At 67.3% G+C, this 26,991-nt stretch carries 22 protein-coding genes, 1 pseudogene and 2 riboswitches; of the genes and pseudogenes, 11 read left to right on the top strand and 12 right to left on the bottom strand.

Annotation, left to right across the window (positions count from 1 at the left end; all coding sequences use genetic code 11):
* A pseudogene (locus tag IP86_RS27970) lies at positions 1–181 on the top strand (collagen-like protein); the annotation flags it as partial.
* Between the two features lie 54 nt (positions 182–235).
* Here the strand turns inward: IP86_RS27970 and IP86_RS05405 are convergent.
* Complete coding sequence (locus tag IP86_RS05405; protein WP_054161497.1) at positions 236–2,602, bottom strand: FdhF/YdeP family oxidoreductase; 2,367 nt, start codon at positions 2,600–2,602, stop codon at positions 236–238.
* A 140-nt stretch (positions 2,603–2,742) separates the two neighbouring features.
* On the opposite strand from IP86_RS05405, the gene IP86_RS05410 reads away from it, so the two are divergent.
* Entirely contained in the window at positions 2,743–3,441 is a 699-nt protein-coding gene (locus IP86_RS05410; RefSeq protein WP_054161498.1) for a RibD family protein, read from the top strand.
* Between the two features lie 56 nt (positions 3,442–3,497).
* Positions 3,498–5,273 carry a thiamine pyrophosphate-requiring protein gene (locus IP86_RS05415; RefSeq protein WP_054161499.1) on the top strand — a complete coding sequence of 592 codons (1,776 nt, stop codon included), beginning with the start codon at positions 3,498–3,500 and terminating at the stop codon, positions 5,271–5,273.
* A 20-nt stretch (positions 5,274–5,293) separates the two neighbouring features.
* Here the strand turns inward: IP86_RS05415 and mnhG are convergent, their stop codons facing one another.
* The 8 genes from mnhG to IP86_RS05455 form a co-directional block, all read right to left on the bottom strand.
* A complete protein-coding gene (mnhG, locus tag IP86_RS05420) occupies positions 5,294–5,662 on the bottom strand; it encodes a monovalent cation/H(+) antiporter subunit G (RefSeq protein WP_054161500.1) in 369 nt (122 codons plus the stop codon).
* A complete protein-coding gene (locus IP86_RS05425; protein ID WP_054161501.1) occupies positions 5,659–5,940 on the bottom strand; it encodes a K+/H+ antiporter subunit F in 282 nt (93 codons plus the stop codon). The genes mnhG and IP86_RS05425 overlap by 4 nt, the downstream gene beginning before the upstream one ends.
* Positions 5,937–6,425, bottom strand: coding sequence for a Na+/H+ antiporter subunit E (locus IP86_RS05430; RefSeq protein WP_054161502.1), 489 nt, complete (start codon positions 6,423–6,425; stop codon positions 5,937–5,939). Before IP86_RS05430 ends, IP86_RS05425 begins: the two co-directional genes overlap by 4 nt.
* Positions 6,422–8,056 (bottom strand): monovalent cation/H+ antiporter subunit D, encoded by a 1,635-nt coding sequence (locus IP86_RS05435; RefSeq protein WP_054161503.1) that lies wholly within the window; start codon positions 8,054–8,056, stop codon positions 6,422–6,424. Before IP86_RS05435 ends, IP86_RS05430 begins: the two co-directional genes overlap by 4 nt.
* Entirely contained in the window at positions 8,053–8,394 is a 342-nt protein-coding gene (locus IP86_RS05440; protein ID WP_054161504.1) for a Na+/H+ antiporter subunit C, read from the bottom strand. The genes IP86_RS05435 and IP86_RS05440 overlap by 4 nt, the downstream gene beginning before the upstream one ends.
* On the bottom strand, positions 8,394–11,312 hold the full coding sequence (locus IP86_RS05445; protein WP_054161505.1) for a monovalent cation/H+ antiporter subunit A: 2,919 nt from the start codon (positions 11,310–11,312) through the stop codon (positions 8,394–8,396). Before IP86_RS05445 ends, IP86_RS05440 begins: the two co-directional genes overlap by 1 nt.
* A 231-nt stretch (positions 11,313–11,543) precedes the next feature.
* On the bottom strand, positions 11,544–12,410 hold the full coding sequence (locus IP86_RS05450; RefSeq protein ID WP_054161506.1) for an EcsC family protein: 867 nt from the start codon (positions 12,408–12,410) through the stop codon (positions 11,544–11,546).
* Between the two features lie 76 nt (positions 12,411–12,486).
* Complete coding sequence (locus tag IP86_RS05455; protein ID WP_054161525.1) at positions 12,487–12,906, bottom strand: DUF1810 domain-containing protein; 420 nt, start codon at positions 12,904–12,906, stop codon at positions 12,487–12,489.
* A 76-nt stretch (positions 12,907–12,982) separates the two neighbouring features.
* Here IP86_RS05455 and IP86_RS05460 point away from each other — a divergent pair, with 76 nt between their 5' ends.
* The 4 genes from IP86_RS05460 to IP86_RS05475 all read left to right on the top strand — a co-directional run bounded on the left by IP86_RS05460 (position 12,983) and on the right by IP86_RS05475 (position 16,837).
* Positions 12,983–13,789 carry an NAD-dependent protein deacetylase gene (locus IP86_RS05460; RefSeq protein ID WP_054161507.1) on the top strand — a complete coding sequence of 269 codons (807 nt, stop codon included), beginning with the start codon at positions 12,983–12,985 and terminating at the stop codon, positions 13,787–13,789.
* Between the two features lie 113 nt (positions 13,790–13,902).
* Positions 13,903–14,103, top strand: a riboswitch (cobalamin riboswitch).
* 60 nt (positions 14,104–14,163) lie between these two features.
* Positions 14,164–15,180, top strand: coding sequence for a FecCD family ABC transporter permease (locus tag IP86_RS05465; protein WP_054161508.1), 1,017 nt, complete (start codon positions 14,164–14,166; stop codon positions 15,178–15,180).
* On the top strand, positions 15,177–15,965 hold the full coding sequence (locus IP86_RS05470) for an ABC transporter ATP-binding protein (protein ID WP_054161509.1): 789 nt from the start codon (positions 15,177–15,179) through the stop codon (positions 15,963–15,965). Before IP86_RS05465 ends, IP86_RS05470 begins: the two co-directional genes overlap by 4 nt.
* Positions 15,965–16,837: an ABC transporter substrate-binding protein gene (locus IP86_RS05475; RefSeq protein ID WP_156332409.1), complete on the top strand. Its 873-nt coding sequence runs from the start codon at positions 15,965–15,967 to the stop codon at positions 16,835–16,837. The genes IP86_RS05470 and IP86_RS05475 overlap by 1 nt, the downstream gene beginning before the upstream one ends.
* A gap of 40 nt (positions 16,838–16,877) precedes the next feature.
* Here IP86_RS05475 and IP86_RS05480 read toward each other — a convergent pair whose 3' ends face one another.
* Positions 16,878–17,207, bottom strand: coding sequence for a cysteine-rich small domain-containing protein (locus IP86_RS05480; RefSeq protein ID WP_054161511.1), 330 nt, complete (start codon positions 17,205–17,207; stop codon positions 16,878–16,880).
* A gap of 185 nt (positions 17,208–17,392) precedes the next feature.
* Positions 17,393–17,597, bottom strand: a riboswitch (cobalamin riboswitch).
* A gap of 56 nt (positions 17,598–17,653) precedes the next feature.
* On the bottom strand, positions 17,654–18,169 hold the full coding sequence (locus IP86_RS05485) for a tyrosine phosphatase family protein (protein WP_054161512.1): 516 nt from the start codon (positions 18,167–18,169) through the stop codon (positions 17,654–17,656).
* 107 nt (positions 18,170–18,276) lie between these two features.
* On the opposite strand from IP86_RS05485, the gene IP86_RS05490 reads away from it, so the two are divergent.
* From IP86_RS05490 to IP86_RS05505, 4 genes are all read left to right on the top strand, one after another.
* Positions 18,277–19,851: a cobyric acid synthase gene (locus IP86_RS05490; protein ID WP_054161513.1), complete on the top strand. Its 1,575-nt coding sequence runs from the start codon at positions 18,277–18,279 to the stop codon at positions 19,849–19,851.
* A 655-nt stretch (positions 19,852–20,506) separates the two neighbouring features.
* On the top strand, positions 20,507–21,526 hold the full coding sequence (locus IP86_RS05495; RefSeq protein WP_054161514.1) for a TRAP transporter substrate-binding protein: 1,020 nt from the start codon (positions 20,507–20,509) through the stop codon (positions 21,524–21,526).
* A 6-nt stretch (positions 21,527–21,532) separates the two neighbouring features.
* Positions 21,533–23,416: a TRAP transporter large permease gene (locus tag IP86_RS05500; RefSeq protein WP_054161515.1), complete on the top strand. Its 1,884-nt coding sequence runs from the start codon at positions 21,533–21,535 to the stop codon at positions 23,414–23,416.
* A 47-nt stretch (positions 23,417–23,463) separates the two neighbouring features.
* Complete coding sequence (locus IP86_RS05505) at positions 23,464–25,113, top strand: acyl-CoA synthetase (RefSeq protein WP_054161516.1); 1,650 nt, start codon at positions 23,464–23,466, stop codon at positions 25,111–25,113.
* A 136-nt stretch (positions 25,114–25,249) separates the two neighbouring features.
* Here IP86_RS05505 and IP86_RS05510 read toward each other — a convergent pair whose 3' ends face one another.
* Positions 25,250–26,989: a putative bifunctional diguanylate cyclase/phosphodiesterase gene (locus IP86_RS05510; protein ID WP_156332410.1), complete on the bottom strand. Its 1,740-nt coding sequence runs from the start codon at positions 26,987–26,989 to the stop codon at positions 25,250–25,252.
* Positions 26,990–26,991 lie beyond the last annotated feature (2 nt).

The raw sequence follows: 26,991 nt of genomic DNA on the forward strand, positions 1-26,991 counted from the left end.
CGCCGGTGCCACCGGCCCTGCCGGTCCGGCAGGCGTCGCGGGCCCGGCCGGTCCTGCTGGGCCGAAGGGTGACGCCGGTCCCAAGGGAGAACCGGGACCGGCTGGTCCGACCGGCCCTGCGGGCCCCGCCGGCCCGGCCGGCCCGAAGGGCGACACCGGAGAGGCGGCACCCAAGAACTAATCGCGGCAATCGCGCACGGCTGCACTCAGCAACCGTGCCGGAAACGGCCATCCATCACGCCAGCGGCACCGTCTCCGGATCCTCGGCGCGGTGCCGGCCGTGCTCGGCGACGCCGCCGTCGACCTCGACCGGCTCGCCGGGCGTCATTGCGGTGATGGTCACCGCGACCGACTTGGCCGCGGGCGTGTTGCTGCGCTGATCGCGATGCGCCAGCGGGAGCAGCGGGTTGGTTTCCGGATAGTAGGCGGCGCAGCAGCCGGGCGGGATATCGAACGCCACCACGCGAAAGCCGCCGACGCGGCGGTCGACCTCGTCGTGCCACACCGCCGAGAATTCGATCATCGCGCCTTCGGAGAGCCCCAGCGCGGCGATGTCGCGCGCGTTCATGAACACCACCATGCGCTCGCCGCGGACCCCGCGATAGCGGTCGTCGTTGGAATACACGGTGGTGTTGAACTGATCGTGGCTCCGCAGCGTGATCAGTTGCAGATGCGGCGCTTCCGGCGCATCGTCGTCGGCGTCGATCAGGCCCTCCTTGAACAGGAAATTCGCCTTGCCGGTCGGCGTATCCCATTTGCGCTCGCGCGCGCCGTTCGGCAGTCGGAAGCCGCCGGGCTGGGCGATGCGCGCATTGTAGTTGTTGAATTGCTCGGGCAACACCTGCTCGATCTTGTCACGGATCAGGCTGTAGTCGCCGACCAGCGTGTCCCAATCGATCCTGGCACGATCGGCAACAGTGGCCTTGGCGAGACCGGCGATGATGGCAACCTCGGATTTCAGATCGGGGCTGGCCGGATCGAGCACACCGACCGAGCCGTGCACCATGGAGAAACTGTCTTCGACCGTGATGGTCTGCACAACGCCGTTTTGCTCGTCGCGCTCGGTGCGGCCGAGGCAGGGCAGCAGCCAGGACGAGCGGCCGATCGTCATGTGCGACAGGTTCGGCTTGGTGGCGATGTACACAGTCATGCGTAGGTTCGGCACTTCGCGGGCGATACGGGTATTATCGGGAATGGCGCGGAAGAAGTTGCCGCCGAGCGCGACGAACGCGTCGACCTCGTGGCGCAGGATCGCCTCGCAACATTCGGCGACGTCGTGGCCGGGATCGCGCGGTGCCTTGAAGCGGAAGACTTCGTCCATCTTGCGCAGGAACGGCTCCTTCGGCTTCTGATAGATGCCGACGGTGCGATCGCCCTGGACGTTGGAGTGGCCGCGGATCGGGCAGGCGCCGGTGCCCTTGCGGCCGATATTGCCGCGGAGCAGCAGCAGGTTGACGATCTGCTGCATGGCGTCGCCGCCGCGACGATGCTGGGTGATGCCCATGCCCCAGCAGGCGATGACGCGGTTGGCCTTCATGTAGATCTCGGCCGCCGCTTCCATATCGGCGCGGCACAGGCCGCTATAATGCTCGAGCCGCTCCCAGCACAGATTGCGAATGTAATCGGCGAAGGCATCGAAACCATGGGTGTGGCGGGCGATGAAGTCACGGTCGATGATGCGGCTGCGGGCGCTGCCGGTCGCCGCGTCGTCGGCTGCGATCACCGCCTTGCAGATCCCCTGCACGGCGGCGATGTCGCCGCCGACGCGGACCTGGAAGTAGCTCGAGCTGATCTTCTGCCCGGTGCCGGTCAGCATCTCGACGGCGTTCTGCGGATTGGCGAAGGCGACGAGCCCGCGCTCCTTCAGCGGATTGAAGCTGACGATCGGCACGCCGCGCTTGGCCATGTCATGCAGATAGCCGAGCATACGTGGGCTGTTGGTGCCCGGGTTCTGACCGATGATGAAGATCGCGTCGCAATCTTCGAAATCCTCGAGGTCGACCGTGCCCTTGCCGACGCCGATGCTCTCAGGCAGCGCCACCGTGGTGGTCTCGTGGCACATGTTGGAGCAGTCGGGAAAGTTGTTGGTGCCGAGCAGCCGGCCGAAGGTCTGGTAGAGAAACGCGGCTTCGTTGGAGGCGCGGCCCGACGTGTAGAGTTCTACTCGCTTGGGATCCAGCCCGCGCAGTTCGTCGCCGATGGCATGAAAAGCCTCTTCCCAGCTGGCGCACTCGTATTTGTCGGTGGCGGGATTGTAGCGCATCGGCTCGGTGAGCCTGCCGACCGCCTCGATATCATGGTCGGTCCAGCCTCGTAGTTCCGACACGGTGTGTTCGGCGAAGAACTCCGGCGTCGCGCGCTTCTTGGTGGCCTCCCACGCAACTGCCTTGGCGCCGTTCTCGCAGTATTCGAACGCGTGCGGCTTGCGCGGGTCCGGCCAGGCGCAACTCGGGCAATCGAAGCCGCCGGGCTTGTTCATGTCGAGCAAGACGCGGTTGCCGCGGATCAGGACTTCCTGACGCGCGAGATGCGTTTCGACGGCGTTCAAAGCGCCCCAGCCACCGGCCGGTTTGTTTACGGCGGTCTTGCGTTGGTCGGACAAAGGCGCATCTCCAGAGGTCAGCATCGATGCCGGCCAACGGACGGTGCATGGGCGCGTTCCTATTCGCCGGGTGAGCCGAGCTTGAACGAACGCCGCCGATGCGGCTTATCCGTGCCGCCTGTCCAGATCGAGGAGTCCGCATGAAACCCCACGTCACCTGCCTGATGGCCTCCAGCGTCGACGGCCGTACGCTGCACAGTCGCTGGCGGCCGAAAGGCTCGGCCGGCGATCTGTTCGAACAGGTCCACGACGAACTCGGCGGCGACGCCTGGCTGATCGGCCGCGTCACCGGCTCGGAATTCGCCAAGGGGCAGCCGTATCCGACCGGCACGACGCAGCGTTATCCGCGCGAGCACTGGCTGCCGAAGCGCGATGCGGACAGCTACGGCGTCGTGCTCGACGCTCACGGCAAGATCGGCTGGGGCCGCGCCGATATCGGCGGCGATCCGATCGTGGTGGTGCTGACCGAGCAGGTGTCGGATGCGCATCTCGAAGGGCTGCGCGGCGAGGGCGTCTCCTACATCTTCGCCGGACAGCGCGAGCTCGATCTGGCGCTGACGCTCGACATCCTCAATCGCGAACTCGGCATCGAGCGGCTGCTGCTCGAAGGCGGCGGCGGCACCAACGGCGCGTTCCTGCGCGCCGGTCTGGTCGATGAACTGCAGCTCATCCTGTGCCCTGCGGTCGATGGGGCCAAAGGGGCACCCAGCGTGTTCGACTCGGCGGAGGACGAGAGCGAGCAGCGCGCGCCGGTCACCGCGATGTCGCTGGAGAGTACCCGGCCGCTGCAGGGCGGGGCGTTGCTGCTGACCTACCGGATCGAGAACGGGCGGGCCTGAGGAACCGACGCGGCGACCGGCGGTTGGACCCGCGTCCAACTTGCCGGAGCGGCGCTTTGAAAGTCAGCGATTTCATCGTCGAGCGGCTGCACGCCTGGGGCGTGCGGCGGATTTTCGGTTACTCCGGCGACGGCATCAACGGTGTGCTCGGCGCGCTGCAGCGCGCTGGCACCATCGAGTTCGTGCAGGCGCGACACGAGGAGATGGCGGCGTTCATGGCGGTGGCGCACGCCAAGTTCACCGGCGAACTCGGCGTCTGCCTGTCGACCGGCGGACCGGGCGCTACGCACATGATTACGGGCCTGTACGACGCCAAGCTCGACCACGCGCCGGTGCTGGCGATCTGCGGCCAGGCCGAGGCGACCGTGCGCGGCGCCAGCTATCAGCAGGAGCTCAACCTCGACCGGATGTTCGCCGATGTGGCGGACTTCGCGCAGGAGCTGTCGGCCCCGGCGCAGGCACGGCATCTGGTCGACCGCGCGGTGCGGATCGCGACCGCGCGCAATGGCGTTTCTGTGCTGGTGCTGCCCAAGGACATTCAGGATCAGAGTTACGAAGATCCGCCGGTCGCGCACGGCTTCACCCGCTCCGGCGTCGGCTATACGCGGCCGCGCGTGGTGCCGTATCCCGCGGATTTGCAGCGCGCCGCCGATGTGCTGAACGGGGGCGAGAAGGTCGCGATCCTGGTTGGTGCCGGCGGCCGCGGCGCGGCAAATGAACTCGTCGCGGTCGCAGATGCGCTCGGCGCAGGCGTCGCCAAGGCGCTGCTCGGCAAGGACGTGCTGCCGGACGATCTGCCGTTCGTCACCGGCGCAATCGGGCTGCTCGGCACCGAGCCGAGCTGGGACCTCATGCAGAACTGCGACACGCTGCTGATGGTCGGCACCGGCTTTCCCTGGGCGGAGTTTCTGCCCAAGGACGGCAAGGTGCGGGCGGTGCAGATCGACATCGAGCCGGCGATGCTGTCGCTGCGCTATCCGGCCGCAGTGAATTTGCACGGCGACGCCGCCGAGACGCTGAAGCTGCTACTTCCGCTGCTGAAGCCCAAGACCGACGGGACGTGGCGCAAAACCATCGCGAGCGGCCTCGACAGCTGGTGGAAGAAGCTCGAGGCGCGCGCGATGACGGCGGCCAAGCCGGTCAATCCGCAGCGCGTGGTGTGGGAGATGTCGCCGCTGCTGCCGGCCGACGCCATCGTCACCAGCGACAGCGGCTCCTGCGCCAACTGGTACGCGCGCGACTATCGCGTCAAGCGCGGGCAGGCGGCGTCGCTGTCGGGCGGGCTGGCATCGATGGGCGCAGCGGTGCCCTACGCGATCGGCGCGAAGTTCGCGTATCCGACGCGGCCGGTGGTGGCGCTGGTCGGCGACGGCGCGATGCAGATGAACAATCTCGCCGAGCTCATCACCGTGCAGAAATACTGGCGGCAATGGGCCGACCCGCGCTTCGTGGTCTGCGTCTTCAACAACGAGGACCTCAACGAAGTCACCTGGGAGCAGCGGGTGATGGAGGGCAATCCGCGCTACGACGCCTCGCAGTCGATCCCGAATTTCGCCTACGCCAAATTCGCCGAACTGCTCGGCTTCACCGGCATCTATATCGACAACCCCGACGCACTTTCGGCGGCTTGGCACCGCGCTCTAGCGAGCGACCGCCCGGTGGTGATCGAGGTGAAGAGCGATCCCGACGTGGTGCCGCTGCCGCCGCACGTGACGCTGAAGCAGGCGCGGGGCTTCCTGTCGTCGATCGTCAAGGGCGACCCCGGCAGCGGCAGCGTGATCGCCGAGACTGCGGCGCAGCTCCTCAACGCCGTGGTGCGAAAGAAGGACTGAGCAGCGCCGACGTAACGCCGCTAGCGTTTCTGCGGCTTTTCCGTGTCCGAACCGGACAGGTCGTCCTGCGGACTTTCCGCCGTATCGCGGAACATCGCGGCTCGCGCCAGCAGCATCAGTGTCACCGGTGTGGTGATGGTGACGAAGCCGAGGATCAGCACCTCGTGCAGCAGCGGCCGCATCTGGAGCAGCGAGAAGCACAGCATCGAGGCGCCGGCGATCAGCGCGGTGCCGAGCGAGGTGCCGAGCGTCGGCGCGTGGGCGCGCTGGTAGAAGCTGCCGAGCCGCAGCAGGCCAAGCGAGCCGATCATCGTGATGCCGGCGCCGGCCAGCAGTAGCGCCGAGACGGCCCAGGCCGCCCAGGCCGGAAGGTCAGCCGCGTGGGTCATTCGATCACCTCGCCGCGCATCAGAAATTTGGCCAGGGCGACAGTGCCGACGAAGCCGAGCAGGGCGATGATCAGCGCCGCTTCGAAGTACACGCTGCTGCCGGTGCGGATCCCGATCGTCAGCATCAGCAGCATGGCGTTGACATACAGCGTGTCGAGGCCGAGCACGCGATCCTGCGCGCGCGGTCCGCTCAGCATCCGGTAGGTGGCGCAGCCCATCGCGACCACCAGCATGACCTGCGCGATGCCGACCGAGACGGTCAAAACCAAGCTGCTCATTCGAAGATCTCCAACAGCAGACTCTCGTAGCGGCCCTTGATGCGTTCGACCCACTCGCTCTCGTCGACCAGGTCGAGCACGTGAAGCTGCAGCCCCCCGGACTCGCGGTTGAAGTCGATCCACAGCGTGCCGGGCGTCGAGGTGAGAATGCAGGCCAGCACCGCCAGACCCTGCCGGCTGCGCATGTCGAGCGGAATGTCGACGAAACCGGAGGTGATGTTGTGACGCTGGCCGCCGAGGATGATGGCCGCAACGGCGAGGTTGGAGCGAACCACGTCGACCAGCACCAGCCCGGTCAGCCGCATGATCGCAACGGGATTGCGGACCTGGCCGGCGTCGGGCTGCAGCAGCCGCAGCAGCCAGCCGCCCATCAGCGCGAACAGGCTGCCGAGCAGCACCGCGCCCGGCGTGATGCCCTGGCTCAGCCACAGCCACATCGCGAGCAGGCATAGCGAAATCAGCGGAAACGGCAGCAGCTTCTTCATGAGCCGCCTCCGGTCTTCACCCGCGTCTCCGCCGGCGCCAGCACGCTGCGCGTATAGGCGGACGGGCTGTGCAGTTCTTCGGCCGCGCCCTGCATGTAGCTCATCGCCGAACGCGGCTGCACCGTCAGCGACGCGCAGCCCAGCAAGAGCAGCGCGATCGGCACGATCTCCACCAGCCGGACGCGCGGATCGGCGCGCTCGGTCGGCGTCCACAGCGTGCGGATGCCGGCGCGCGTCAGCGCGATCAGCATCGTCAGTCCGGACAGCATCAGCAATGCCAGCAGCGCCCAATGCAGCGGCGGCAGGCCGGCTGCGGAGTCGCCCTCGAGCAGCGCCGTCAGCATGGCGAACTTGGCGATGAAGCCGGAGACCGGCGGCAGGCCGGCGATTACTGCGGCGCAGCCGACGAAGCACCAGCCGAGGATCGCCATCGAGGCCGGGATCACCAGCCCGACTTCCTCGGCGTCGGGGTCGTCTGGCATGTCCTCGCCATAGGCTTCGCGTGTGACCGCCAGCATGTCGGCACCGGGGTCGCGGCCGCGCTCCAGCAGTTCGATCAGCATGAAGAATGCGGCGATCGCCAGCGTCGAGCTGACCAGATAGAACAGCGCCGGCGCCGTCACCGTGGCCCGCCCGGCCGCGGCCGCGACCGCCACCACGGTTCCGGACGACACCAGCACGGCGTAGCCCGCGAGCCGCGACATTTCCTGCGAGGCGAGGGCGCCGACCAATCCGAAGATGATGGTGGCGATGCCGGCGGCGATCAGCCAGTCGTTGCCGAACAGCGCCGAGGCGCCGCTGGAGGCGCCGAAGAACAGCAGCGACAGCCGCAGCAGGATGTAGACGCCGACCTTGCTCATGATCGCGAAGATCGCCGCGACCGGCGCCGCCGCAGCCGAGTAGGTGGTCGGCAGCCAGAAGCACAGCGGCCACATCCCGGCCTTGACCATGAAGGCGACGCCGAGAATGGCGGCGCCGGCCTCGAGCAACGCGCGGTCCTGAACCGGCACCTGCGGGATGCGCAGCGCCAGATCGGCCATGTTGAGCGTGCCGGTGACCGCGTAGATCAGGCTGACTCCGATCAGGAACAGCAGCGAGGCGGCGAGATTGATGGCGATGTAGTGCAGCCCGGCGCGCACCCGCGCCTGCCCGGAGCCGTGCAGCACCAGCCCGTAGGACGCCGCCAGCAGCAGCTCGAAGAATACGAACAGATTGAACAGGTCGCCGGTCAGGAACGCGCCGTTCAGGCCCATCAGCAGGAACTGAAACAGCGAGTGGAAGTGCGCGCCGCCGCGGTGCCAGCGCGCCAGCGCGAAGGTCGCGGAGGCGAAAGCGAGCACGCTGGTGAGTGCCAGCATCAACGCCGACAGCCGGTCCACGACCAGCACGATACCAAACGGCGCGGGCCAATTGCCGAGCCGGTACACCGCGATCGGCGCGGCGCCGCCGGCGGCCGGCGTGTCCGCCGCGTGCATCAGCAGCAGCGCGACGACCCCCATGATCACGATCGAGCCGAGATTGGCGGCGGCCTTGACGCGCTGATGGCGCTCCTCGATCAGCAGCATCGCCGCGCCGACGAACAGCGGCAGCAGGATCGGCAGGATGACGAGATGGTCGGTCCAGTTGGTCATTCGTGGTCCCGGCCGTCGACATGGTCCGTGCCGGTGAGGCCGCGCGAGGCCAGCAGCACGACGAGGAACAACGCTGTGGTGGCGAAGCCGATGACGATGGCGGTGAGCACCAGCGCCTGCGGCAGCGGATCGGCGAGCTGGGCCGGATCGCCGGCCTGTCCCTTCTCCAGCACGGCGGCGGCGCCGACGCGAAGCCGGCCCATGCTGAAGATGAACAGGTTGACCGCATAGGACAGCAGCGCGAGACCGATGATCACCTGGAAGGTGCGGGGCCGCAGGAGCAGCCAGACCCCGGAGCCGGTCAGCGCCGCGATGGCAAGCGTGACGATCAATTCCATCACTCGGCCTCCGGCGCTGCGGCACGGCCGCCCGGCGGCTGGCGATGCGCGCGGATCGATTGGTGGGCCAGAGCGATCAGCATCAGCGTTGTCGCGCCGACCACCAGGGCGAACACGCCGAGATCGAACAACGCGGCGCTCGCCAGAGGTACTTTGCCGATCCATGGGATGTCGGCATAGGCGAAGGCCGAGGTCAGAAACGGCCGGGCGAACGGCATCGCCGCCGCGCCCGTCATCAGCGCCAGCAATAGGCCGACGCCAATCCAGCGCAGCGGATGCACGCGCAGCCGCGCTTCGAGCCAGCGCGTGCCCCCGGCCATGTATTGCAGGATCAGCGCCGCGGCCATCGCGATGCCGGCAACGAAGCCGCCGCCCGGCTGGTCGTGGCCGCGCAGCAAGAGATACATCGCGGCGATGAAGATGAACGGGAACAGCAGCTGCATGATCACCGCCGGCACCGCCAGATAATCCGCCGCGGTGTCGCCGCGGCTGCGTCCGTCGCGGGCGTCGTCGTGCTCGTCCTGCAGCCGCTGCTGCTCGGGGAGCTCGACGCTGTCGGCGGCGGGGCGGAAGCGGCGCAGCAGCGCGAACACCGACAGCGCCACCACCGCCAGCACGGTGATTTCGCCCAGCGTATCGAAGCCGCGGAAATCGACCAGGATGACGTTGACGACGTTGGTGCCGCCGCCGTCCGAATACGCGTGCCGGACGAAGAATTGCGAAATGCTGTCCGGCAGCGGGCGGGTCATCGCCGCATAGGCGAGCAGCGCGACGCCGATGCCGGCCGCGGTGGCCACGACCATGTCGCGGAGCCGCTGGGTGCGGAGTAACAGGCTGCGCTCCGACGTGGTTTCGCCGGTCTCGAACTGCTTCGGCAGCCAGCGCAGTCCGAGCAGCAGCAGCACCGTGGTGACGATTTCGACACCGATCTGGGTCAGCGCCAGATCCGGCGCCGAGAACCACACGAAGGTGAGGCAGGTCGTCAGCCCCGCGCCGCCGATCATGATCAGCGCGGCGAGGCGATGAAACTTGGCGACCGCGGCGCCGCCGAGCGCGCAGGCGATGCCGACCGCCCAGACGCCGGCCAGCGCCGGCTCCATGCCGTCGAACGACACGGGCGCGAGGTTCAGCCCGCGCAGTAGCGCCGGCCAGGCCGCCGCCACCAGCGCCACGCAGATCAGCAACAGCAACTGCGGCTGCAGCCGGCGGGTGCCGATCACCCGCTCCACCGCGCGGGCCCAGCGCCACGACACCGTCACCAGCACGCGATCGAAGATCCGCTGCGTCTTGAAACGGCCGTCGAACAGCGAACTCGTCAGCCCTTCCTGCAATGGCTTGCGCAGCATGACGTAGAGCAGCACGCCACCGACCAGCGCGATGACGCTCATCAGCAGCGGCCAGTTGAGACCGTGCCAGACCGCGAGGCTGTAGTAGGGCGTGGCGGCGCCCAGCACCGATTGCACGGCGACGTGCAGGAACGGTCCGATCGTCAGCGACGGCACGATGCCGACGACCAGACAGGTCAGCACCAGCAGTTCGACCGGAAAGCGCATCCAGCGCGGCGGCTCGTGCGGAATGCGCGGCAGATCGACCGGCGGCGGCCCGAAGAACACCTCGCGGATGAAGCGCAGCGAATAGGCCACCGTGAACATGCTGGCGAGCGTGACGATATAGGGCAGGGCGTCGTCGAGCATCGAGCCGTCATGCGTCTCGATCGTCTCGGCGAAGAACATTTCCTTGGAGAGGAAGCCGTTGAGCAACGGCACGCCGGCCATCGCCGACGCGGCGACGATCGCCAGTGCGCCGGTCTTCGGCATGAATTTCCACAGGCCGCTGAGACGTCGCAGATCGCGCGTGCCGGTCTCGTGGTCGATGATGCCGGCCGCCATGAACAGCGACGCCTTGAAGGTCGCGTGATTGAAGACGTGGAAGATCGCCGCAACCAGCGCCAGCGGGCGGTCGAGCCCGATCAGCAGGGTGATCAGTCCGAGATGGCTGATGGTCGAATAGGCCAGTAGCCCTTTCAGGTCGCGCTGGAACACCGCGAGGTAAGCGCCGACGATGAAGGTGGCGAGTCCGGTGGTGCCGACCAGCCAGAGCCATTCATTGGTGCCGCCGAGCACCGGCCACAGCCGCACCAGCAGGAAGACGCCGGCCTTCACCATCGTGGCAGAGTGCAGGTAGGCGGAGACCGGCGTCGGCGCGGTCATGGCCCGTGGCAGCCAGAAGTGGAAGGGAAACTGCGCGCTCTTGGTCAGCGCGCCGAGCAGGATCAGGATCAGGGTCGGGATGTACAGCGCGTGGCTGCGGACCTCGGCACCGGCTGCCAGCACCGCGTCCATATCGTAGCTGCCGACGATGTGGCCGAGCAGAACCACACCAGCGAACAGGCACAGGCCGCCGGTGCCTGTCACCGTCAGCGCCACCCGCGCGCCCTCACGGGCTGCTGCGTTGTGGTGCCAGTAGCCGATCAGCAGGAACGAGAACAGGCTGGTGAGTTCCCAGAAGAACACCAGCTGGATCAGATTGCCCGACAGCACGATGCCCAGCATCGCGCCCATGAAGCCCTGCAGAAACGAGAAGAACCTCGGCACCGGATCGGACGGCGACATGTAGTAGCGCGCATACAGCGCCACCAGCGCTCCGATCGCGGTGATCAGGCAGGCGAACGCCCAGGCGAAACCATCGAGCCGCAGTGTGAAAGTGAGGCCGTATTGCGGCAGCCAGGCGAACCTGTGCTGGATCGGCGCGGCCGCGGAGCCCGGATACAGCCAGGCCAGCAGCCCGAGGCAGCCAAGCGCCACCAGGGCGGCGAGCCAGGCCTCGGCATTGCGCGCATTGGCGGGCAGAAGGGCAGCAATCAGGGCACCGGCGAACGGAAGGAGGAGGACCGCAAGAAGAAACTCATTCTGCGGCATCCGGACTCCTTTCGATCCAAATTCGTCGTGCGCGGCCCTTTCGGCGACGTTCTACTCTGCCTTTATGGTGGCGACCGGCTGCCGGGGCAAGGGCATTGGACCTCCGAAGGCGCCTGCGAGCAACCCTACTGGCCGAATCGCAGCTTGTGCGCTGCTTGCATTGCGACAAATCGCGCGGGCTGGCCCCATGTAGGACCGCTCACGCGAGACGCCGAGCTGCGCGCCGCCTCATCATGACGTCGCGTTCGTGGTGAGATCGGTGGACGTGGCCGCAGGCGGCTCGCGCCCCGCGATGCGGTCGTATTCGGCGCGGACTAGCTGCTTGCCGTAGACGCGCTCGAGCCGGCGGACCGTAAAGTGTCCGTGGGCGATGTCCTGAAAATGGTCGATGAACGCGTAGTTGATGGCGGCGCCGCCGATCGCGCCGGCGACCGGAAGAGCTTGCGCCGCAACTTTCTGCGACACCACGATGCCGAACCGCGCCGCCACCTGCGTGACGAACTTGACGAGGATCGACGCGCCCTCATTGGCGAGGCCTCGTTCCGCGATCAACCGGGCCGCCTCCGAGACCGTCTTGGCAAGCACGGCTCGGGTGGCGAAATAGCCGCTCTCCGCAGCGTCGGTCGAGCCCGCGCGCCCGCCCAGCGCGAACACCTCGACGCAGGCGAGGGCGGCTTCGGGATCGCTGAGGTCTTCGCCTTCGCTTCTGGCAATTTCGGCAATGGCTCGCAGCATGATGACCGTGGAGACCGGAAGCTCCATGGGCAGCGCCGCCAGTCCGAATGTGCCGCCGACCGCACCCGAGGCCGTAGCGAGCGCGCGGTGCAGGCGCTGGGACCCTGACGAGCGCGACGCCGGCAGCGTGCGAAGCGCGACCTTCAGCGCGGCTTCCAACCCTTTGGACGTCGCCGACGAGATCGCTTTGGTCACGGTGGCGGGCAGGGCGAAGCCGATCAGTTCGACCGGTCTGCCGGCCAGACTGGTCAGCCGTCCGGCGAGGCTGGGATGTTCGAGCAACCCGACGGCGCGGCGAAGCGCGTCGCGATCGTCGGGGGTGAATTCAGGGGCTTGTTGAAGGGACACTTCTTGGAGGGACAATGCGGTCGATCCTGCAGGTTCCAGGAAGAACGAACCGAGGCGGACGCGGTTCCCGCGCCAGCCCGCGAGCTGGGCATCAGCGAAGTTTCGAGAGCGTCGCAGGATCCTTGCCGTCGGGATAGAACGCCTCGATCGCGTGGCCGAAGATCGGTTCGGTCGAGACCGCGTCGAACAGCGTCATGCTCGACCGAAACTTGAGGTCGTCCGGTGACCCCAGGATGTCGGTGATCGACTTGTCGCGCGCCGCCAGGACGAGCCTCGTGCATTCGATCAGGCGCGGTCCCAGCACCTCGTGCTGCAGATATGCGGAGGCTTCTGGGCGGGATCCGATCGCAAACCGCTGCGCCATCGGGCTGAAGCCGAGGCCTGCAATCTGCGGAAAGATGAACCACATCCAATGCGACGCCTTACGGCCTCGAGACAGCTCTTCGACGACTCGCCGATAGACTGGAGCCTGGGCGTCGACGAAGCGCTGCAGCTCGAACGGGTCGCTCACGCGCATCTCCTTGCTGTCGCCCGCGTCCGGCATGATGCCGTAGCAACGCGAGCGGGGACTGCCTATGTAGATCGGAATGGCACACAGTGATCTCAAGGCGTTCGTCGAGAACCACCAGCGGCTGTTCGTGCTGACGGGCGCGGGCTGCAGTACCAACTCCGGAATCCCGGACTATCGCGATGCAGACGGCAGCTGGAAGCGCACGCCGCCGGTGCGATTTCAGGCGTTCATCGCCGACGATGTCACACGGCGCCGCTATTGGGCCCGCAGCATGATCGGCTGGCGCCGGTTCGGGCAAGCCAGGCCCAACGATACCCATCACGCACTGGCGCGGCTGGAGGCCAGCGGTCGCAGCCGGATGCTGCTGACGCAAGACGTCGACCGCCTGCACCAGGCCGCCGGGCACCGGGAGGTCGTCGATCTCCACGGACGGCTCGACCTGGTTCGCTGCATGGCGTGTTCGGGCACCCTCCGGCGCGCCGATTTCCAGGACGATCTGATCCGCCTCAACGCAGCCTGGGCGGATCTCGATGCAGCCGCCTTGCCGGACGGCGACGCCGAACTCGACCATCAGGATTTCTCGACCTTCACGGTGCCAGGCTGTCCGAACTGCGGCGGCATGATGAAGCCTGACGTGGTGTTCTTCGGCGAGGCCGTTCCCAAGGACAAGGTCGCCATGGCGATGGAGAGTCTCGGCCAGGCCGACGCCATGCTGATCGTCGGCTCGTCGCTGACGGTTTATTCGGGCTACCGGTTTGCACGCGAGGCGGCACGGCTCGGCATCCCGATCGCCGCGGTCAATCTCGGCCGGACACGGGCGGACGATCTTCTGGCGCTCAAGGTCGAAGACCGCTGCGAAACGGCGCTCGCGTTTCTGCTGTGAGGCCCTGCCGTCGGATCTGTGAGGTGCATCGACCGGCGCGGCGCATTTCTGTTCCTGACTTAAGGATCATTACGTAAGTGTCCGCCCTGATTGTGCGGCGGCATCGCGCGTGCTTAACGGGCGAATGGACCGGTGCCTCTCGCCTGAGGGGTGAAACGGGAATGCGGTGCGGGGCTGTTGCCCCAATGCCGCGGCTGCCCTCGCAACTGTGGGCGGATTGGAGCGTCCTCGAATGCCACTGGCCTGCGGGCCGGGAAGGCGGACGTTTCCACAAATCCGCGAGCCAGGAGACCGGCCGGTCCTTGTGAAACTCGTTCGGCGATGGGCCGACAGAGGACCGACCATGAAGATTTCGGAAGCGCCGCGTAGCGGCGTTGATTGTCGTGCGCGCTGCTGATCGGGCTGTCCTGCCGATCCTCGCGGGCATCGTCGTTGTGCTGTTTCTGCTGTCGCTCGGCATCGGACCGGTGCGGCTGTCGATCGGCGCGGTGATCAGTGCGCTGTTCGGCGGCGGCAGCGACGCGCAGCGCTCGATCGTCCAGGACATCCGGCTGCCGCGCGCGATCCTCGCGCTGGCGATCGGTGCGATGCACGGCCTTGCCGGCGCCGCGCTGCAGGGTCTGCTACGCAATCCGCTGGCCGCGCCGTCGCTGTTCGGCGCGCCGCAGGCCGCGGCGTTCGGCGCCGTGCTGGTGATTTCGCTCGGCCTCGCCGACGCGCTGTCGTTCCTGCTGCCGCTCGCGGCGATCGGCATGGCGTTCGTCTCGGTGTTCATCCTGATCGCGGTCGCCGGGCGCAGCGCCAATCTGCTGTTGCTGATCCTCGCGGGGCTGGCGCTGTCGAGCCTCGCCGGTGCGGCAACCTCCCTGGCGCTCAATCTCGCCTCCAATCCGTTCGCCGCGCTGGAGATTTCGTTCTGGCTGCTCGGCTCGCTCGAGGACCGCAGTTTTCAGCACATCACGCTGGCGCTGCCGTTCATGGCCTGCGGCGCAGCGCTGCTGCTGACGCGCGGCGAGGCATTTCGCGTGCTCAGTCTCGGCGAAGAGGCCGCGCAGAGCCTCGGCGTCGACGTCGGACGGCTGCGTCTGCAAGTGATCCTCGGCGTCGCGCTGGGCGTCGGCGCGGCCGTGGCCGTCTCCGGCACGATCGGCTTCATCGGTCTGGTGATCCCACATCTGATGCGGCCGCTGGTCGGGCACGATCCGGGCCGGCTGCTGCTGCCGAGCGCATTCGGCGGCGCGGCGCTACTGCTCGCCGCCGATATCGCGGTGCGCCTGATCCCGTCGAGCAGCGGCATCAAGGTCGGCGTGCTGACGGCGCTGATCGGCGTCCCGTTCTTTCTCTATCTGGTGGTGCGCGAGCGCCGTGCACTCGGCGGCAGCGTGGCATGACCCAGGACGATGACTTCGTGGTCGATCGGTTGCGGGTCAGCCGCGGCGGCCATGTGCTGGTGCAGCCGATCTCGTTCGGCCTGTCGCGCGGCTGCATGGCAGCGGTCGTGGGGCCGAGCGGCGCCGGCAAAACCACGCTGCTGCGCGCGCTTGCCGGGCTGGTACCAAGTGAGGGCCGGGTGCTGCTCGGCGGAGCCGAGGTCGCGCGCATGCCGGTGCGGCAGCGTGCGCGGCAACTGGCCTATGTTCCGCAAGGTGAGGCGGTGCACTGGCCGCTGCCGGTCCGCGACGTGATTGCGCTCGGCCGCTACCCGCATGGCGGCGCCGATCCGCGCCGGCTGGCGGCGGGCGATCTCGATGCGGTCAGCCGCGCGCTCGACGATGTCGATCTGGCGCCGTTGCAGCATCGCCCCGTCACCGAACTGTCCGGCGGCGAGCGGCGCCGCGTTGCGATCGCGCGGGCGCTGGCGACCGCCGCCCCGGTGCTGCTCGCCGACGAGCCGATCGCATCGCTCGATCCGTATTTCCAACTGGCGGTGATGGCGCTGTTGCAGCGTCAGGCCCGCGCCGGTGCGCTGGTGATCGTCGTCACTCACGATATAGGACTCGCCGCGCGGTTTGCCGATCAGGTGCTGATGCTGCGCGACGGCAGGCTCGCGGCGATGGGGCCGCCGGCCGCCGTGTTGGCGCCGCCGCAGCTCGCCGAGGTGTTCTCGATCGACGCCTACCGCGCCGATCACGAGGCGCAGCCGGTACTGGTGCCATGGGCGATGCGGAGCGCGTGATGCGAAGGTGGTTGCTGATTGCGGCGATCAGTTGCGTCGCGGTGATCGCCGCGCCCTCGGCCGCGGCGGCCGCCGTCAAGCGGATCGCGTCGATCAACATGTGCACCGATCAGCTGCTGCTGGGGCTGGCCGATCCGGAGCAGATCGTCGGGCTCGGGCCGTATGCGCGCGATCCGCATCTGTCATGGCTGGCCAAACAGGCCGAGCGCTATCCGCGGCTGTCGGGGGAGGCGGAGGACCTGTTGGTTCTAGCGCCCGACGTCATCCTGGCCGGTCGCTACGGCAAGCGTGCCACGCGCGAAATTCTGCGCGCGAAGAAACTCGCGGTCGAGGAATTCGACACGCCGCGCAGCATCGACGACGTCAAGGCGCAGATCGCGCGAGTAGGTGGGCTGGTCGGGCATCCGGAACGCGCCGATGCGATGATCGCTGACCTCGACCGCGCGATCGCACGCACGACGGCCGTCGCGGCAAAACATCCCGCGCGTGTGCTGGCGCTGTCACGGCGCGGCTGGGTGACGGGCGGCGACAGCCTGCTGAGTTCGCGGCTGAAGACCGCTGGTCTGTCGAATGCCGCGACCGATCTCGGCTACGCCTATGGCGGCTTCGCATCGCTCGAGACCATCGTCGCGGCCCGGCCGGACCTGCTGCTCCTCGCCGAGGATCAGCCCGCGGCGGAGGACCAGGGCAAGGCCCTGCTGCTGCATCCGTCGATCCAGCACGCGTATCCGCCGAGCCGCCGTATCGTCATTCCGGAGCCGCTGACGATCTGCGGCGGCGCGATGTTCGCTGTGGCGCTGGATCGGCTGGTCGAGGCGATCGAGCGTATCGATCATGCGCAGAGCGCGCCGGTCGACGGTGCGGCCCGTTAGTCCGATGAGTTCTTTCCCCCGGCATCCATCGATCGGCCGCTCATCGCTCGGACGAATTGTCCTTGATCCGCTTGGGATCCTGCTCACGGCCGTCCCAGATCCGCGGCTTCTCGAGCCAGCGCTGGATGAAATTCCAGGAGCGGCGGTAGCCGTTGTGCGGCAGCGTGCAGGCGCTGCAGTCCTTGCGCAGCAGGCCGTTGCGGTCGGTGAAGACCTGATACGGCCCGGGGCACTCGTAGGCGATCAGCGGGCAGTAGCAGAACAGACAGTTGAACTCGCGCTCGACGCCCGGATGGCACGGCAAGAACGGGCAGGCCTCGTTGGTGAAGCCCTTGAAGGCTTCGTTGGTCGTGGTGTCTTTCGGTTCCATGGTGTCTCGATGACAGGCGCCGTCCGGGCCGCGCGAAGGCGAGGCGGCGCGTACCGGCGGAGTTCGACGCCGTTCTGCGGCGTCAGTACAAACAAGTGGAGATACGGCGCGCTCCGCGCCCGGCAAACGCCGCTTAGTCGACCGCTGTCATCGCGTGCTCCTGTTATCGACCCACCGTCGATCCGGGTTGAACCACGCCTGCGGCCGGTCTCCTGGCTCGCGGATATCGTCCTGATCGCCTTCCCGAGTCGCCTTGCGACGCAGTGGCATGCTGGTCCGGACAGATCCGCTTACAGTTGCGGGGGCAGCTGCGGCATGGGCGATTTCTCGCCGCACCGCATTCCCAGTTTCACCTCTCGCACGAGAGGCACCGTAGGCGGCACGAAGCACAGCACGCCGCGCGGCGGCGTGCAAGGCCAAAGCGAATGCTCTCGTCTGTTGTCGAACTAAGCCGGGCGTCCGAACGGCAGTTCGAACGGCGGCACCTCGCCGTCGACCTCGCGGCCGCGACCAATGCCCGCGATGGCGTCGACCATACGCCCGCTGCGCCCGAGCAGGTCGTCGGCGAGGGCGACGATCAGCTTGTTCGGCGTCGCCGTCGGCGATGCGCGGCGCAGCGCGCCGGCGATGATCACTTCGTCACCCGGCGCGCGTTCGCACGCGATCACGTAGGCGGCGGCCGGCGACCGACTGACGCCCATCCAGCAATGCACCAGAACGTCGTCCTCGGCGCTGCAGCCGCGCGCGAAATCGATGATCCGCTGCACGATCGCGCCGTCCGGCGCGACGTGAACCGAGCCGGCGACGTCGACATCGTTGAAAGCGAGGATCAGGCGATCATCCGGCAGCCAGCTTTCATCGAACACGACGCGCTGCCACGGCGCCATCAGCGACAGCGATCGCGCCGGGCGGCGCTCGGCGACAAGGCGAGGGGCGTGATCGAGCGCGCTGACGATGATCATGGCGGCGTCCTATCCGGTAGCGCACCGCAGCCGTCAAGCCCGCCGCGGTCCGATCTTCGTCGTGCTCAGCAACCACGCCAGACAACTTCTTTCAACCGAGTGCAGCCATGACCGTCGACGTCGATGACCTGATTTCCCGTATCCGCTATTCGGCCCGATTGGACACAGGCCCGCGGCGCGCCCGCGCGCTGATGATCCAGGGCACCAGCTCGGACGTCGGCAAGAGCATGGTGGTGGCCGGGCTGTGCCGGGCCTATGCGCGGCGTGGCCTGGCAGTCCGTCCGTTCAAGGCGCAGAACATGAGCAACAACGCGGCGGTCGCGGCGGACTCCGATCTGCCGCCGGGGCCGGACGGCCCGGCGCCCCGCGGCGAGATCGGCCGCGCGCAGGCGCTGCAGGCGCGCGCCTGCGGCGTGCCGCCGTCGATCCACATGAATCCGGTGCTGCTGAAGCCGCAGAGCGAGATCGGCGCGCAAGTGGTGCTGCGGGGGCGGGTGCTCGGTAATTGCCCGGCGCGGATCTATCACCACATGCGGCAGCGACTGATCCCGGCGGTGCTCGACAGTTTCGAGCGCGTTGCCGCCGAGTCCGATCTGGTGCTGGTGGAGGGCGCCGGCAGCGGCGCCGAGGTGTATCTGCGCGCCTCCGACATCACCAATATGCGGTTCGCCGAGGCGGCCGATCTGCCGGTCGTGTTCCTGTCCGACATCGACCGCGGCGGCACCATGGCGGCGCTGGTCGGCAGCTACGTGCTCCTCAGCGAGGCCGATCGCGCCCGCGTTGTCGGCTATCTGATCAACAAATTCCGCGGCGACTTCTCGCTGTTCGAGCCCGGATGCCGCACCATCACCGAACAGACCGGCTGGCCGTTCCTCGGTGTGCTGCGCTGGTTTCCCGGCGCCGACCGCTTGCCCGCCGAAGACTCGCTGGCGCTGGAGCGCGCCGCTGCGGCGAGCCGGGGCAAGTTGAAGATCGCCGTGCCGCGGCTGGCGCGTGTCGCCAATTTCGACGACCTCGATCCGCTGGTTGCCGAGCCCGACGTCGACCTGCGCTGGATCCAGCCCGGCTCGCCAATCCCGGCCGATGTCGACGTCGTGATCCTGCCGGGCTCCAAGGCGACGCGAAGCGAACTCGACCTGATCCGGCGCGAAGGCTGGGACATCGATATCCACGCCCATGTCCGGCGCGGCGGACGCGTGGTCGGGCTGTGTGCCGGCTTCCAGATGCTCGGCCGTGTCGTGCGCGATCCGCTGGGCCTCGAAGGCCCGCCCGGCGAGACGGCAGGGCTAGGCCTGCTGGAGATCGAGACCGAGATCTCCGGCGACAAGCGCCTCGTCGACATCGACGCCCGCGACCGCCTCAGCGGCTGCCGGGTCACCGGCTATGAGATGCACATGGGCCGGACCACCGGTGCCGGCCTGGCGCGGCCGTGGCTGACGCTCGATGATGGCGCCGACGGGCTGAGGCCCGAAGGCGCGATGTCGGCCGACGGTCGGATCGTCGGCGGCTATCTGCACGGCATCTTTGGCGGCGACGACTTCCGGTCGGCCTGGCTGGGGCAGGTCGGCGCCGCGACCTCCGGCCTGGATTTCGAACGCCGCATCGAAGACGCCCTCGAGGCGCTGGCCGATCATTGCGAAAGCAACCTCGACCTCGACGCGCTGCTGGCGCTGGCGCGGTGATGCGCCGTCGCGATGGGTGCACCGGCAGGCGGCATTTGCCGTCCGGCTCGATCTGCAGCTGAAGCGATGCGGCCGAGGGGCTCGGTGCTCTTGGTCGCGAACCGCGGCTCCATCGAACGATCATAGCCATATCCGTAATTCGCATAAGGTATATTATGGAATATACAGATGTTGATTTTGGATCAGTATGTTGTGTGGATTTGCGAATGTCGGCGCGACTTTCATGGCCGGAGCCTATCCCGTCAACGTCCCGGCCAGCGCTCGGCACGCACCCACGTCGAAAGCTCGTATTGGGCATCCTACGCCGAATGCTCCCGTGTCCCGGACAAGGCGCAGCGCGAAGCGCTGGGCCGCTGATCCGGGACGCCGGGTCTTTGACGTCGATCCGAACACGAATGCTGGCTCTGTGTCTGGCGCCCCAGAAAAACCGGGGCCCCGGATCTGCGGCGCACCACGCCGCCAAGGCGGCGCGTTGCGCCTTGTCCGGGGCACGTGTGGCTTGGCCGATGGCCTAAGCACGCGTCTGGACAACTCCTGCAGCGCCATCCGCCAGCCGGAAATCGCTTGACCGGCTGGGCCGAAATGATGACCAAAGGCGCGTCGACTTTTTGGGTCGGGTCGCAGAAAACAAGAAGCGTTATTGGGAGGAAGGCAGATGAGCGTTTCACGCAGGATGGTGTTGAAGGCATCGGCGGCTGTGGCCGTTTTCGGCGGCGTCGGAGCCCCATGGGTGGCGCGCGCGGCGGAGGCCGAGTTCGTCTATAAGTACGCCAACAACCTGCCCGACACCCATCCGCTCAACGTCCGCGCCCGTGAGATGTCGGCGGCCATCAAGGCCGAGACCAATGGCCGGGTCGACCTGCAGGTTTTCCCGAACAACCAACTCGGCTCCGACACCGACATGCTGAGCCAGATCCGCTCCGGCGGCGTCGAATTCTTCACGCTGTCCGGCCTGATCCTGTCGACGCTGGTGCCGGCGGCCTCGATCAACGGCATCGGCTTCGCGTTCCCGGACTACGACACGGTCTGGAAGGCCATGGACGGCGAACTCGGCGCGCATGTGCGCGGCGAGATCCAGAAGGCCGGCCTGATGGTCATGGATAAGATCTGGGACAACGGTTTCCGCCAGACCACGTCGTCGACCCGGCCGATCAACGGCCCCGAGGACTTCAAGGGCTTCAAGATCCGCGTGCCGGTGTCGCCGCTGTGGACCTCGATGTTCAAGGCGTTCGATGCGGCGCCCGCCTCGATCAATTTCAGCGAAGTGTATTCGGCGCTGCAGACCAAGGTGGTCGAAGGCCAGGAAAATCCGCTGGCGCTGATCTCGACCGCCAAGCTGTACGAAGTGCAGAAGTACTGCTCGCTGACCAACCACATGTGGGACGGCTTCTGGTTCCTGGCCAACCGCCGCGCCTGGGAGCGGCTGCCGGCGGACGTGCGCGAGATCGTCGCCAAGAACATCAACGCCGCGGCCGTCAAGGAACGCGAGGACACTGCCAAGCTGAACGCGACCGTCAAGGAAGAGCTGACCGCCAAGGGCCTGATCTTCAATCAGCCGACGGTGACGCCATTCCGCGACAAGCTGCGCAGCGCCGGCTTCTACGCCGAGTGGAAAGGCAAATACGGCGATCAGGCGTGGTCGCTGCTGGAAAAGTCCGTCGGCAAGCTGGCGTAAGCCACCATGGCCCAGGCTCCGGTCTCCGAACTGACGGCTGCCGAGCCGCTGGTGCTGCCGACGCGCCGGTCGCTGATCGGCGCGCTGGAGGCCGGGCTCGGCCGGCTGGTCGAAATCCCCGCGGCCATTCTGGTGGTCGCGGAGATCGTCGTGCTATTTGCCGGCGTGGTGTCGCGCTACGTGTTTCACAGCCCGCTGATCTGGTCGGACGAACTCGCCTCGATCCTGTTCCTGTGGCTGGCGATGTTCGGCGCGGCGGTCGCATTCCGCCGCGGCGAGCACATGCGGATGACGGCGCTGGTGGCCAAGGCGTCGCCGCGGCGCCGGGCGTTTCTCGACCTGGTGGCGATCTGCGCCGCGCTGGCGTTCCTGCTGCTGATCGCCGCGCCGGCCTATGAATACGCCTACGAGGAAAGCTACATCACCACGCCGGCGCTGTCGCTCGCCAACAGCTGGCGCGCCGCAGCGCTGCCGGTCGGCACCGCTCTGATGGCGGCGTTCGCGCTGCTGCGGCTGATCCGGTTCGGCGACTGGCGGCTGGTCGGTGCAGCCGCCCTCACCGTCGCCGTGCTGATCGGCGCGTTCTGGCTGGCGCAGCCGCTGTTCAAGCCGCTCGGCAACATCAATCTGTTGATCTTCTTCGTCGGCGTCGCCGGCTGCTGCGTGTTCGCCGGCGTGCCGATTGCGTTTGGCTTCGGGCTGTCGATCTACGGCTATCTGGCGCTGACGACGCGGACGCCGCTGATGGTGCTGGTCGGCCGGATGGACGAGGGCATGAGCCACCTCATCCTGCTCTCGGTGCCGCTGTTCGTGTTCCTAGGTCTGTTGATCGAGATGACCGGCATGGCGCGGGCGATGGTGGCGTTTCTCGCCAGCCTGCTCGGCCACGTCCGCGGCGGCCTGCATTACGTGCTGGTCGGCGCGATGTATCTGGTGTCGGGCATTTCCGGCTCGAAGGCCGCCGACATGGCGGCGGTGGCGCCGGTGCTGTTCCCGGAGATGAAGGAGCGGGGCGCCAAGCCGGGCGATCTCGTCGCCCTGCTCTCCGCCACCGGTGCGCAGACCGAAACCATTCCGCCGAGCCTGGTGCTGATCACCATCGGCTCGGTCACCGGCGTGTCGATCTCGGCGCTGTTCACCGGCGGCCTGCTGCCCGGCGTGGTGCTGGCGATCACGCTGTCGGCGCTGGTGTGGTGGCGCTATCGCGGCGAAGACCTCAGCCACATCAAGCGCGCCTCGGGTGCCCAGATCGGCAAGCTGCTGATCATCGCCCTGCCCGCATTGGCGCTGCCGTTCGTGATCCGCGCCGCGGTGGTCGAAGGCGTCGCGACAGCGACCGAGGTTTCGACCATCGGCATCGTCTATGCGGTGCTGGCGGGCCTGCTGATCTACCGCAAGTTCGACTTCAAACGGCTGCTGCCGATGCTGATCGAGACCGCGGCACTGTCCGGCGCGATCCTGCTGATCATCGGCACCGCGACCGGCATGGCGTGGGGCCTGACACAGTCCGGATTCTCCCGGTCGCTGGCCGCCGCGATGACCGGCCTGCCCGGCGGCGCCGGCACGTTCCTGGCGGTGTCGATCGTCGCCTTCGTGATTCTCGGCAGCGTGCTCGAAGGTATTCCGGCGATCGTGCTGTTCGGCCCGCTGCTGTTTCCGATCGCCCGCGCCGTCGGCGTCCACGAAGTGCACTATGCGATGGTGGTGATCCTGGCGATGGGCATCGGATTGTTCGCACCGCCGTTCGGCGTCGGCTATTATGCGGCCTGTGCGATCGGCCGGGTCGATCCGGCCGAGGGCGTGCGCCCGATCTGGGGCTATCTGCTGGCGTTGATGGTCGGCCTGATCATTGTCGCGGCGGTGCCGTGGATTTCGATCGGATTTCTGTAACGGCGCCGCGGGCTCGGGAGCGGCGCCACGTCACGTGAGAGGTGGTCATGAGCGCTCCGCAGGGTCATTACAGCATCGGGCTGGACAAGACGCCGGCCAATTACGTGCCGCTGTCGCCGCTGAGTTTCCTGGAGCGCTCCGCCAACGTCTATCCGGACCTCACCAGCGTGGTCTATGAGGGCCGGCACTACACCTGGAAGGAAACCCGCGCGCGCTGCCGGCGCTTCGCGTCCTGGCTGGTGCGCAGCGGCATCGGCCGCGGCGACACCGTCGCGGTGATGCTGCCCAACGTGCCGGCGATGGTCGAGGCGCATTTCGCGGTGCCGATGGCCGGCGCGGTGCTCAACGCGCTGAACATCCGGCTCGACGCGCCGGCGATCGCGTTTCAGCTCGAGCACGGCGGCGCCAAGATCATCCTGGTCGATCCGGAGTTCTCGGCCGTGATCGCCGAGGCGCTGAAGCTGATGAAATCGCCGAAGCCGCTGGTGATCGACGTCGACGACAAGATGTTTCCCGGCAGCCATCGCATCGGCGAACTCGAATACGAATATGCCGTCGCGTCCGGCGATCCGTCGTTCGTCGGCGAGCGGCCGCAGGACGAATGGGACGCCATCGCGCTCGGCTACACCTCGGGCACGACGGGCAATCCGAAGGGCGTGGTGACGCATCACCGCGGCGCCTATCTTAACGCCGTCAGCAACATCCTGGCCGGCAATCTCGGCACGCATCCGGTGTATCTGTGGACGCTGCCGATGTTTCACTGCAACGGCTGGTGCTTCCCGTGGACCCTGGCGGCGGCGGCCGGCGTCAATGTCTGCCTGCGCAAGGTCGATCCGGCGAAGATCTTCGAGCTGATCCCCAAGCACGGCGTCACCCATATGTGCGGCGCGCCGATCGTCTACAACGCGCTGATCAACGCGCCCGAAGCACCGAAGGGCGCGGCGGCGAGGCCCGTGGTCGGCCTGATCGCCGGCGCGGCGCCGCCGATGGCGGTGCTGGCCGGCGCCGAGACCATCGGCATCAAGCTGACGCACGTGTATGGCCTGACCGAAGTCTACGGCCCCGCCTCGGTCTGCGCCGAGCAGCCCGGCTGGGACGATCTGCCGTCCGCCGAACGCGCCAAGCTGAAGCGCCGGCAGGGCGTGCCCTACCCGATGCAGGAAGCCGTCACCGTGCTCGATCCGGAGACGATGCTGGAAGTGCCGCGCGACGGCGAGACCATCGGCGAGGTGATGTTCCGCGGCAATATCGTGATGAAGGGCTATCTCAAGAACGAGAAGGCGACCAAGGAAGCGCTCGCCGGCGGCTGGTTTCACACCGGCGACCTCGGAGTGCTCGATTCCGAGGGCTACGTCATCATCAAGGACCGCTCCAAGGACATCATCATCTCCGGCGGCGAGAACGTCTCCTCGGTCGAAGTCGAGGACGTGCTGTACAAGCACCCCGCGATCCTGTTCGCCGCCGTCGTCGCCAAGCCCGACGCGAAATGGGGCGAAGTGCCCTGCGCCTTCGTCGAATTGAAGGACGGCGCCAGCGCCAGCGAGGCCGAGATCATCGCCTACTGTCGCGAACACCTCCCCGGCTTCAAGACGCCGAAGAGCATCGTGTTCTCGGCGATCCCCAAGACCTCGACCGGCAAGATCCAGAAGTTCGTGCTGCGCGATCAGGTCAAGTCGGCGAAGGCGATCAGCGAGTAGTTCTGGGCGGCGTTCCACTCCGCCTAAACAGAGCAAGCCACGTGTTGCCGGTGTCGGGAAGGCTGAAGGAAGCAGAGCCAAAGCCTGAGCCGGAGGAAGCAAAGTCAGCAAGCAGCCGACGAAATTTTCCGCCCGCTCAGGCGCGTCTGCCCTGCCTGCCGGGCGCGCCGAATTGCGTGCGCTCGAGCTGCTCCATCCGGTGACGCAGCATCCGAAGCTGGGCGATGCCGACGGCGCGCGCCAGCTCGTCCGCGGGCACCGGTCGGGAGAAGTAATAGCCCTGGAACGTCGAGCAGCCGCGCGACAGCAGGTGGCGCACCTCTTCCTCGCGCTCGGCGCCTTCGGCCAGCACGTTGATGCCGAGCCCCCGCGACAGCGCGATCAGCGCATCGCAGATCGCCTGGCTTTCGCCCAAGGTGTCGACGTTGCTGACGAATTCGCGGTCGATCTTGAGCTTGTTGAACGGCAGCTTGCGCAGATAGCTCATGCTGGCATAGCCGGTACCAAAATCGTCGAGCGCGATGCCGACGCCGAGATCGCGGAACGCCGTGAACACCCGCCGCGTGTGGGCGTGGTCGGCCATCGCGGCGGTCTCGGTCAGCTCGATTTCGAGCCGGTCGGGGCTGATCCCGGCGGCGTCGATTGCGTCGCGGACATGCGGTACCAGATCTTTGTCGAGGAACTGGCGCGCCGAGAGGTTCACCGCGAGGCGGATGTCGCCCAACTCCGACTCAGACCAGTCGCGGATCTGCATGCAGGCGCGCGACAGAACCCAAAGACCGATTGGTTGAATCAGATCGGTGGCCTCCGCGATCGGGATGAACTCGCCCGGTGAGACCATGCCGCGTTCCGGATGCCGCCAGCGCAACAGCGCTTCGGCGCCGATCACGCGTTGGTCGGCGAGATCGACGATCGGCTGATAGTGCAGATCGAGCTGACCTTCGGGCATGGCCCGGCGCAGATCGTGCTCGAGTTCGAAACGCGATTGGGCGGCGCGGGTCGCCGCGGCCGAGTGCAATACCAGCGGCGTTGTCGGGACGCTTTGCGTCGCCGCCGCGGCCGCCGCGTCGAGTAGTTCCTCGGCGCTGGCGCCGTCCGATGGATAGAACGCGAGTCCGCATTGCAGCGTCGGCTGCAGCACAATGGCGCCGAGTGCGAACTCGCCTGAGGCGGACTTGATGACGTCGCGAAGGCGAAATGCCAGCGCTGCCTGTGCCTCGGGCTCGTCGGTCGTGGTTCCCAGGATCGTCAGTTCGGCGCGGCCCGCGCGCGCCAGGATCTTGCCCTCGGCCACGAAGCTGCCGATCCTTCTGGCCAAGAACCCCATCGCCTGCTCGGCGATGCCATTGCCATAGGCCTCCTTGAGGCGCGCGTAGTCGGCGAAGCGTACCACTGTGAGAGCGACCGCAGCGTGATCAGCGATGGTCTCCGATAGCGTCATCAGCAACTGCTTGCGGTTCGGCAGACCGGTTGCCTCGTCGACATGTTCGAGGCGGTCGAGCGTGGCTTCCAGATGATCGATCGTCTCGCCCGCGCACGCCATCAGCCGGCCGGCTTCGTCGGTGTAGTGCCGCGGCAACTGCCCCAGGCTGCGGTCGAGGCGAAAGCCCTCGAGCGCCTGCGCGGTGAGCAGCACCGGGCTTAACAATTTGTTCAGCACGAACAAAGTCAGTGCGGTTCCGAGCAGCGTCGCACCAAGCGTCACGCCGACGGTTTCGATGAACTGGCCCCAATGGTCGGCGTTCAAAGCCGCGATGTAGAGGACGACGGCGATCAGCGGAACGTGGATGCCGACGAAGGCCACCAGCATGATCTTGAACCGGTAGCTCAGATTACCTATTCGGGACATTCTGTCGTAGAGCCAAAGGTCAGGCACAT

Origin of the sequence: Rhodopseudomonas sp. AAP120 (assembly GCF_001295845.1) — a bacterium.
Taxonomy (GTDB): Bacteria; Pseudomonadota; Alphaproteobacteria; order Rhizobiales; family Xanthobacteraceae; genus Rhodopseudomonas.

What these genes read in the sequence shown, in the direction of transcription:
- IP86_RS05410 (WP_054161498.1), top strand. Translation starts at nt 2,743, where the DNA reads ATGAAACCCCACGTCACCTGCCTGATGGCCTCCAGCGTCGACGGCCGT.
- mnhG (WP_054161500.1), bottom strand. Translation starts at nt 5,662, where the DNA reads ATGACCCACGCGGCTGACCTTCCGGCCTGGGCGGCCTGGGCCGTCTCG.
- IP86_RS05425 (WP_054161501.1), bottom strand. Translation starts at nt 5,940, where the DNA reads ATGAGCAGCTTGGTTTTGACCGTCTCGGTCGGCATCGCGCAGGTCATG.
- IP86_RS05430 (WP_054161502.1), bottom strand. Translation starts at nt 6,425, where the DNA reads ATGAAGAAGCTGCTGCCGTTTCCGCTGATTTCGCTATGCCTGCTCGCG.
- IP86_RS05435 (WP_054161503.1), bottom strand. Translation starts at nt 8,056, where the DNA reads ATGACCAACTGGACCGACCATCTCGTCATCCTGCCGATCCTGCTGCCG.
- IP86_RS05440 (WP_054161504.1), bottom strand. Translation starts at nt 8,394, where the DNA reads ATGGAATTGATCGTCACGCTTGCCATCGCGGCGCTGACCGGCTCCGGG.
- IP86_RS05445 (WP_054161505.1), bottom strand. Translation starts at nt 11,312, where the DNA reads ATGCCGCAGAATGAGTTTCTTCTTGCGGTCCTCCTCCTTCCGTTCGCC.
- IP86_RS05460 (WP_054161507.1), top strand. Translation starts at nt 12,983, where the DNA reads ATGGCACACAGTGATCTCAAGGCGTTCGTCGAGAACCACCAGCGGCTG.
- IP86_RS05470 (WP_054161509.1), top strand. Translation starts at nt 15,177, where the DNA reads ATGACCCAGGACGATGACTTCGTGGTCGATCGGTTGCGGGTCAGCCGC.
- IP86_RS05475 (WP_156332409.1), top strand. Translation starts at nt 15,965, where the DNA reads ATGCGAAGGTGGTTGCTGATTGCGGCGATCAGTTGCGTCGCGGTGATC.
- IP86_RS05480 (WP_054161511.1), bottom strand. Translation starts at nt 17,207, where the DNA reads ATGGAACCGAAAGACACCACGACCAACGAAGCCTTCAAGGGCTTCACC.
- IP86_RS05485 (WP_054161512.1), bottom strand. Translation starts at nt 18,169, where the DNA reads ATGATCATCGTCAGCGCGCTCGATCACGCCCCTCGCCTTGTCGCCGAG.
- IP86_RS05490 (WP_054161513.1), top strand. Translation starts at nt 18,277, where the DNA reads ATGACCGTCGACGTCGATGACCTGATTTCCCGTATCCGCTATTCGGCC.
- IP86_RS05495 (WP_054161514.1), top strand. Translation starts at nt 20,507, where the DNA reads ATGAGCGTTTCACGCAGGATGGTGTTGAAGGCATCGGCGGCTGTGGCC.
- IP86_RS05500 (WP_054161515.1), top strand. Translation starts at nt 21,533, where the DNA reads ATGGCCCAGGCTCCGGTCTCCGAACTGACGGCTGCCGAGCCGCTGGTG.
- IP86_RS05505 (WP_054161516.1), top strand. Translation starts at nt 23,464, where the DNA reads ATGAGCGCTCCGCAGGGTCATTACAGCATCGGGCTGGACAAGACGCCG.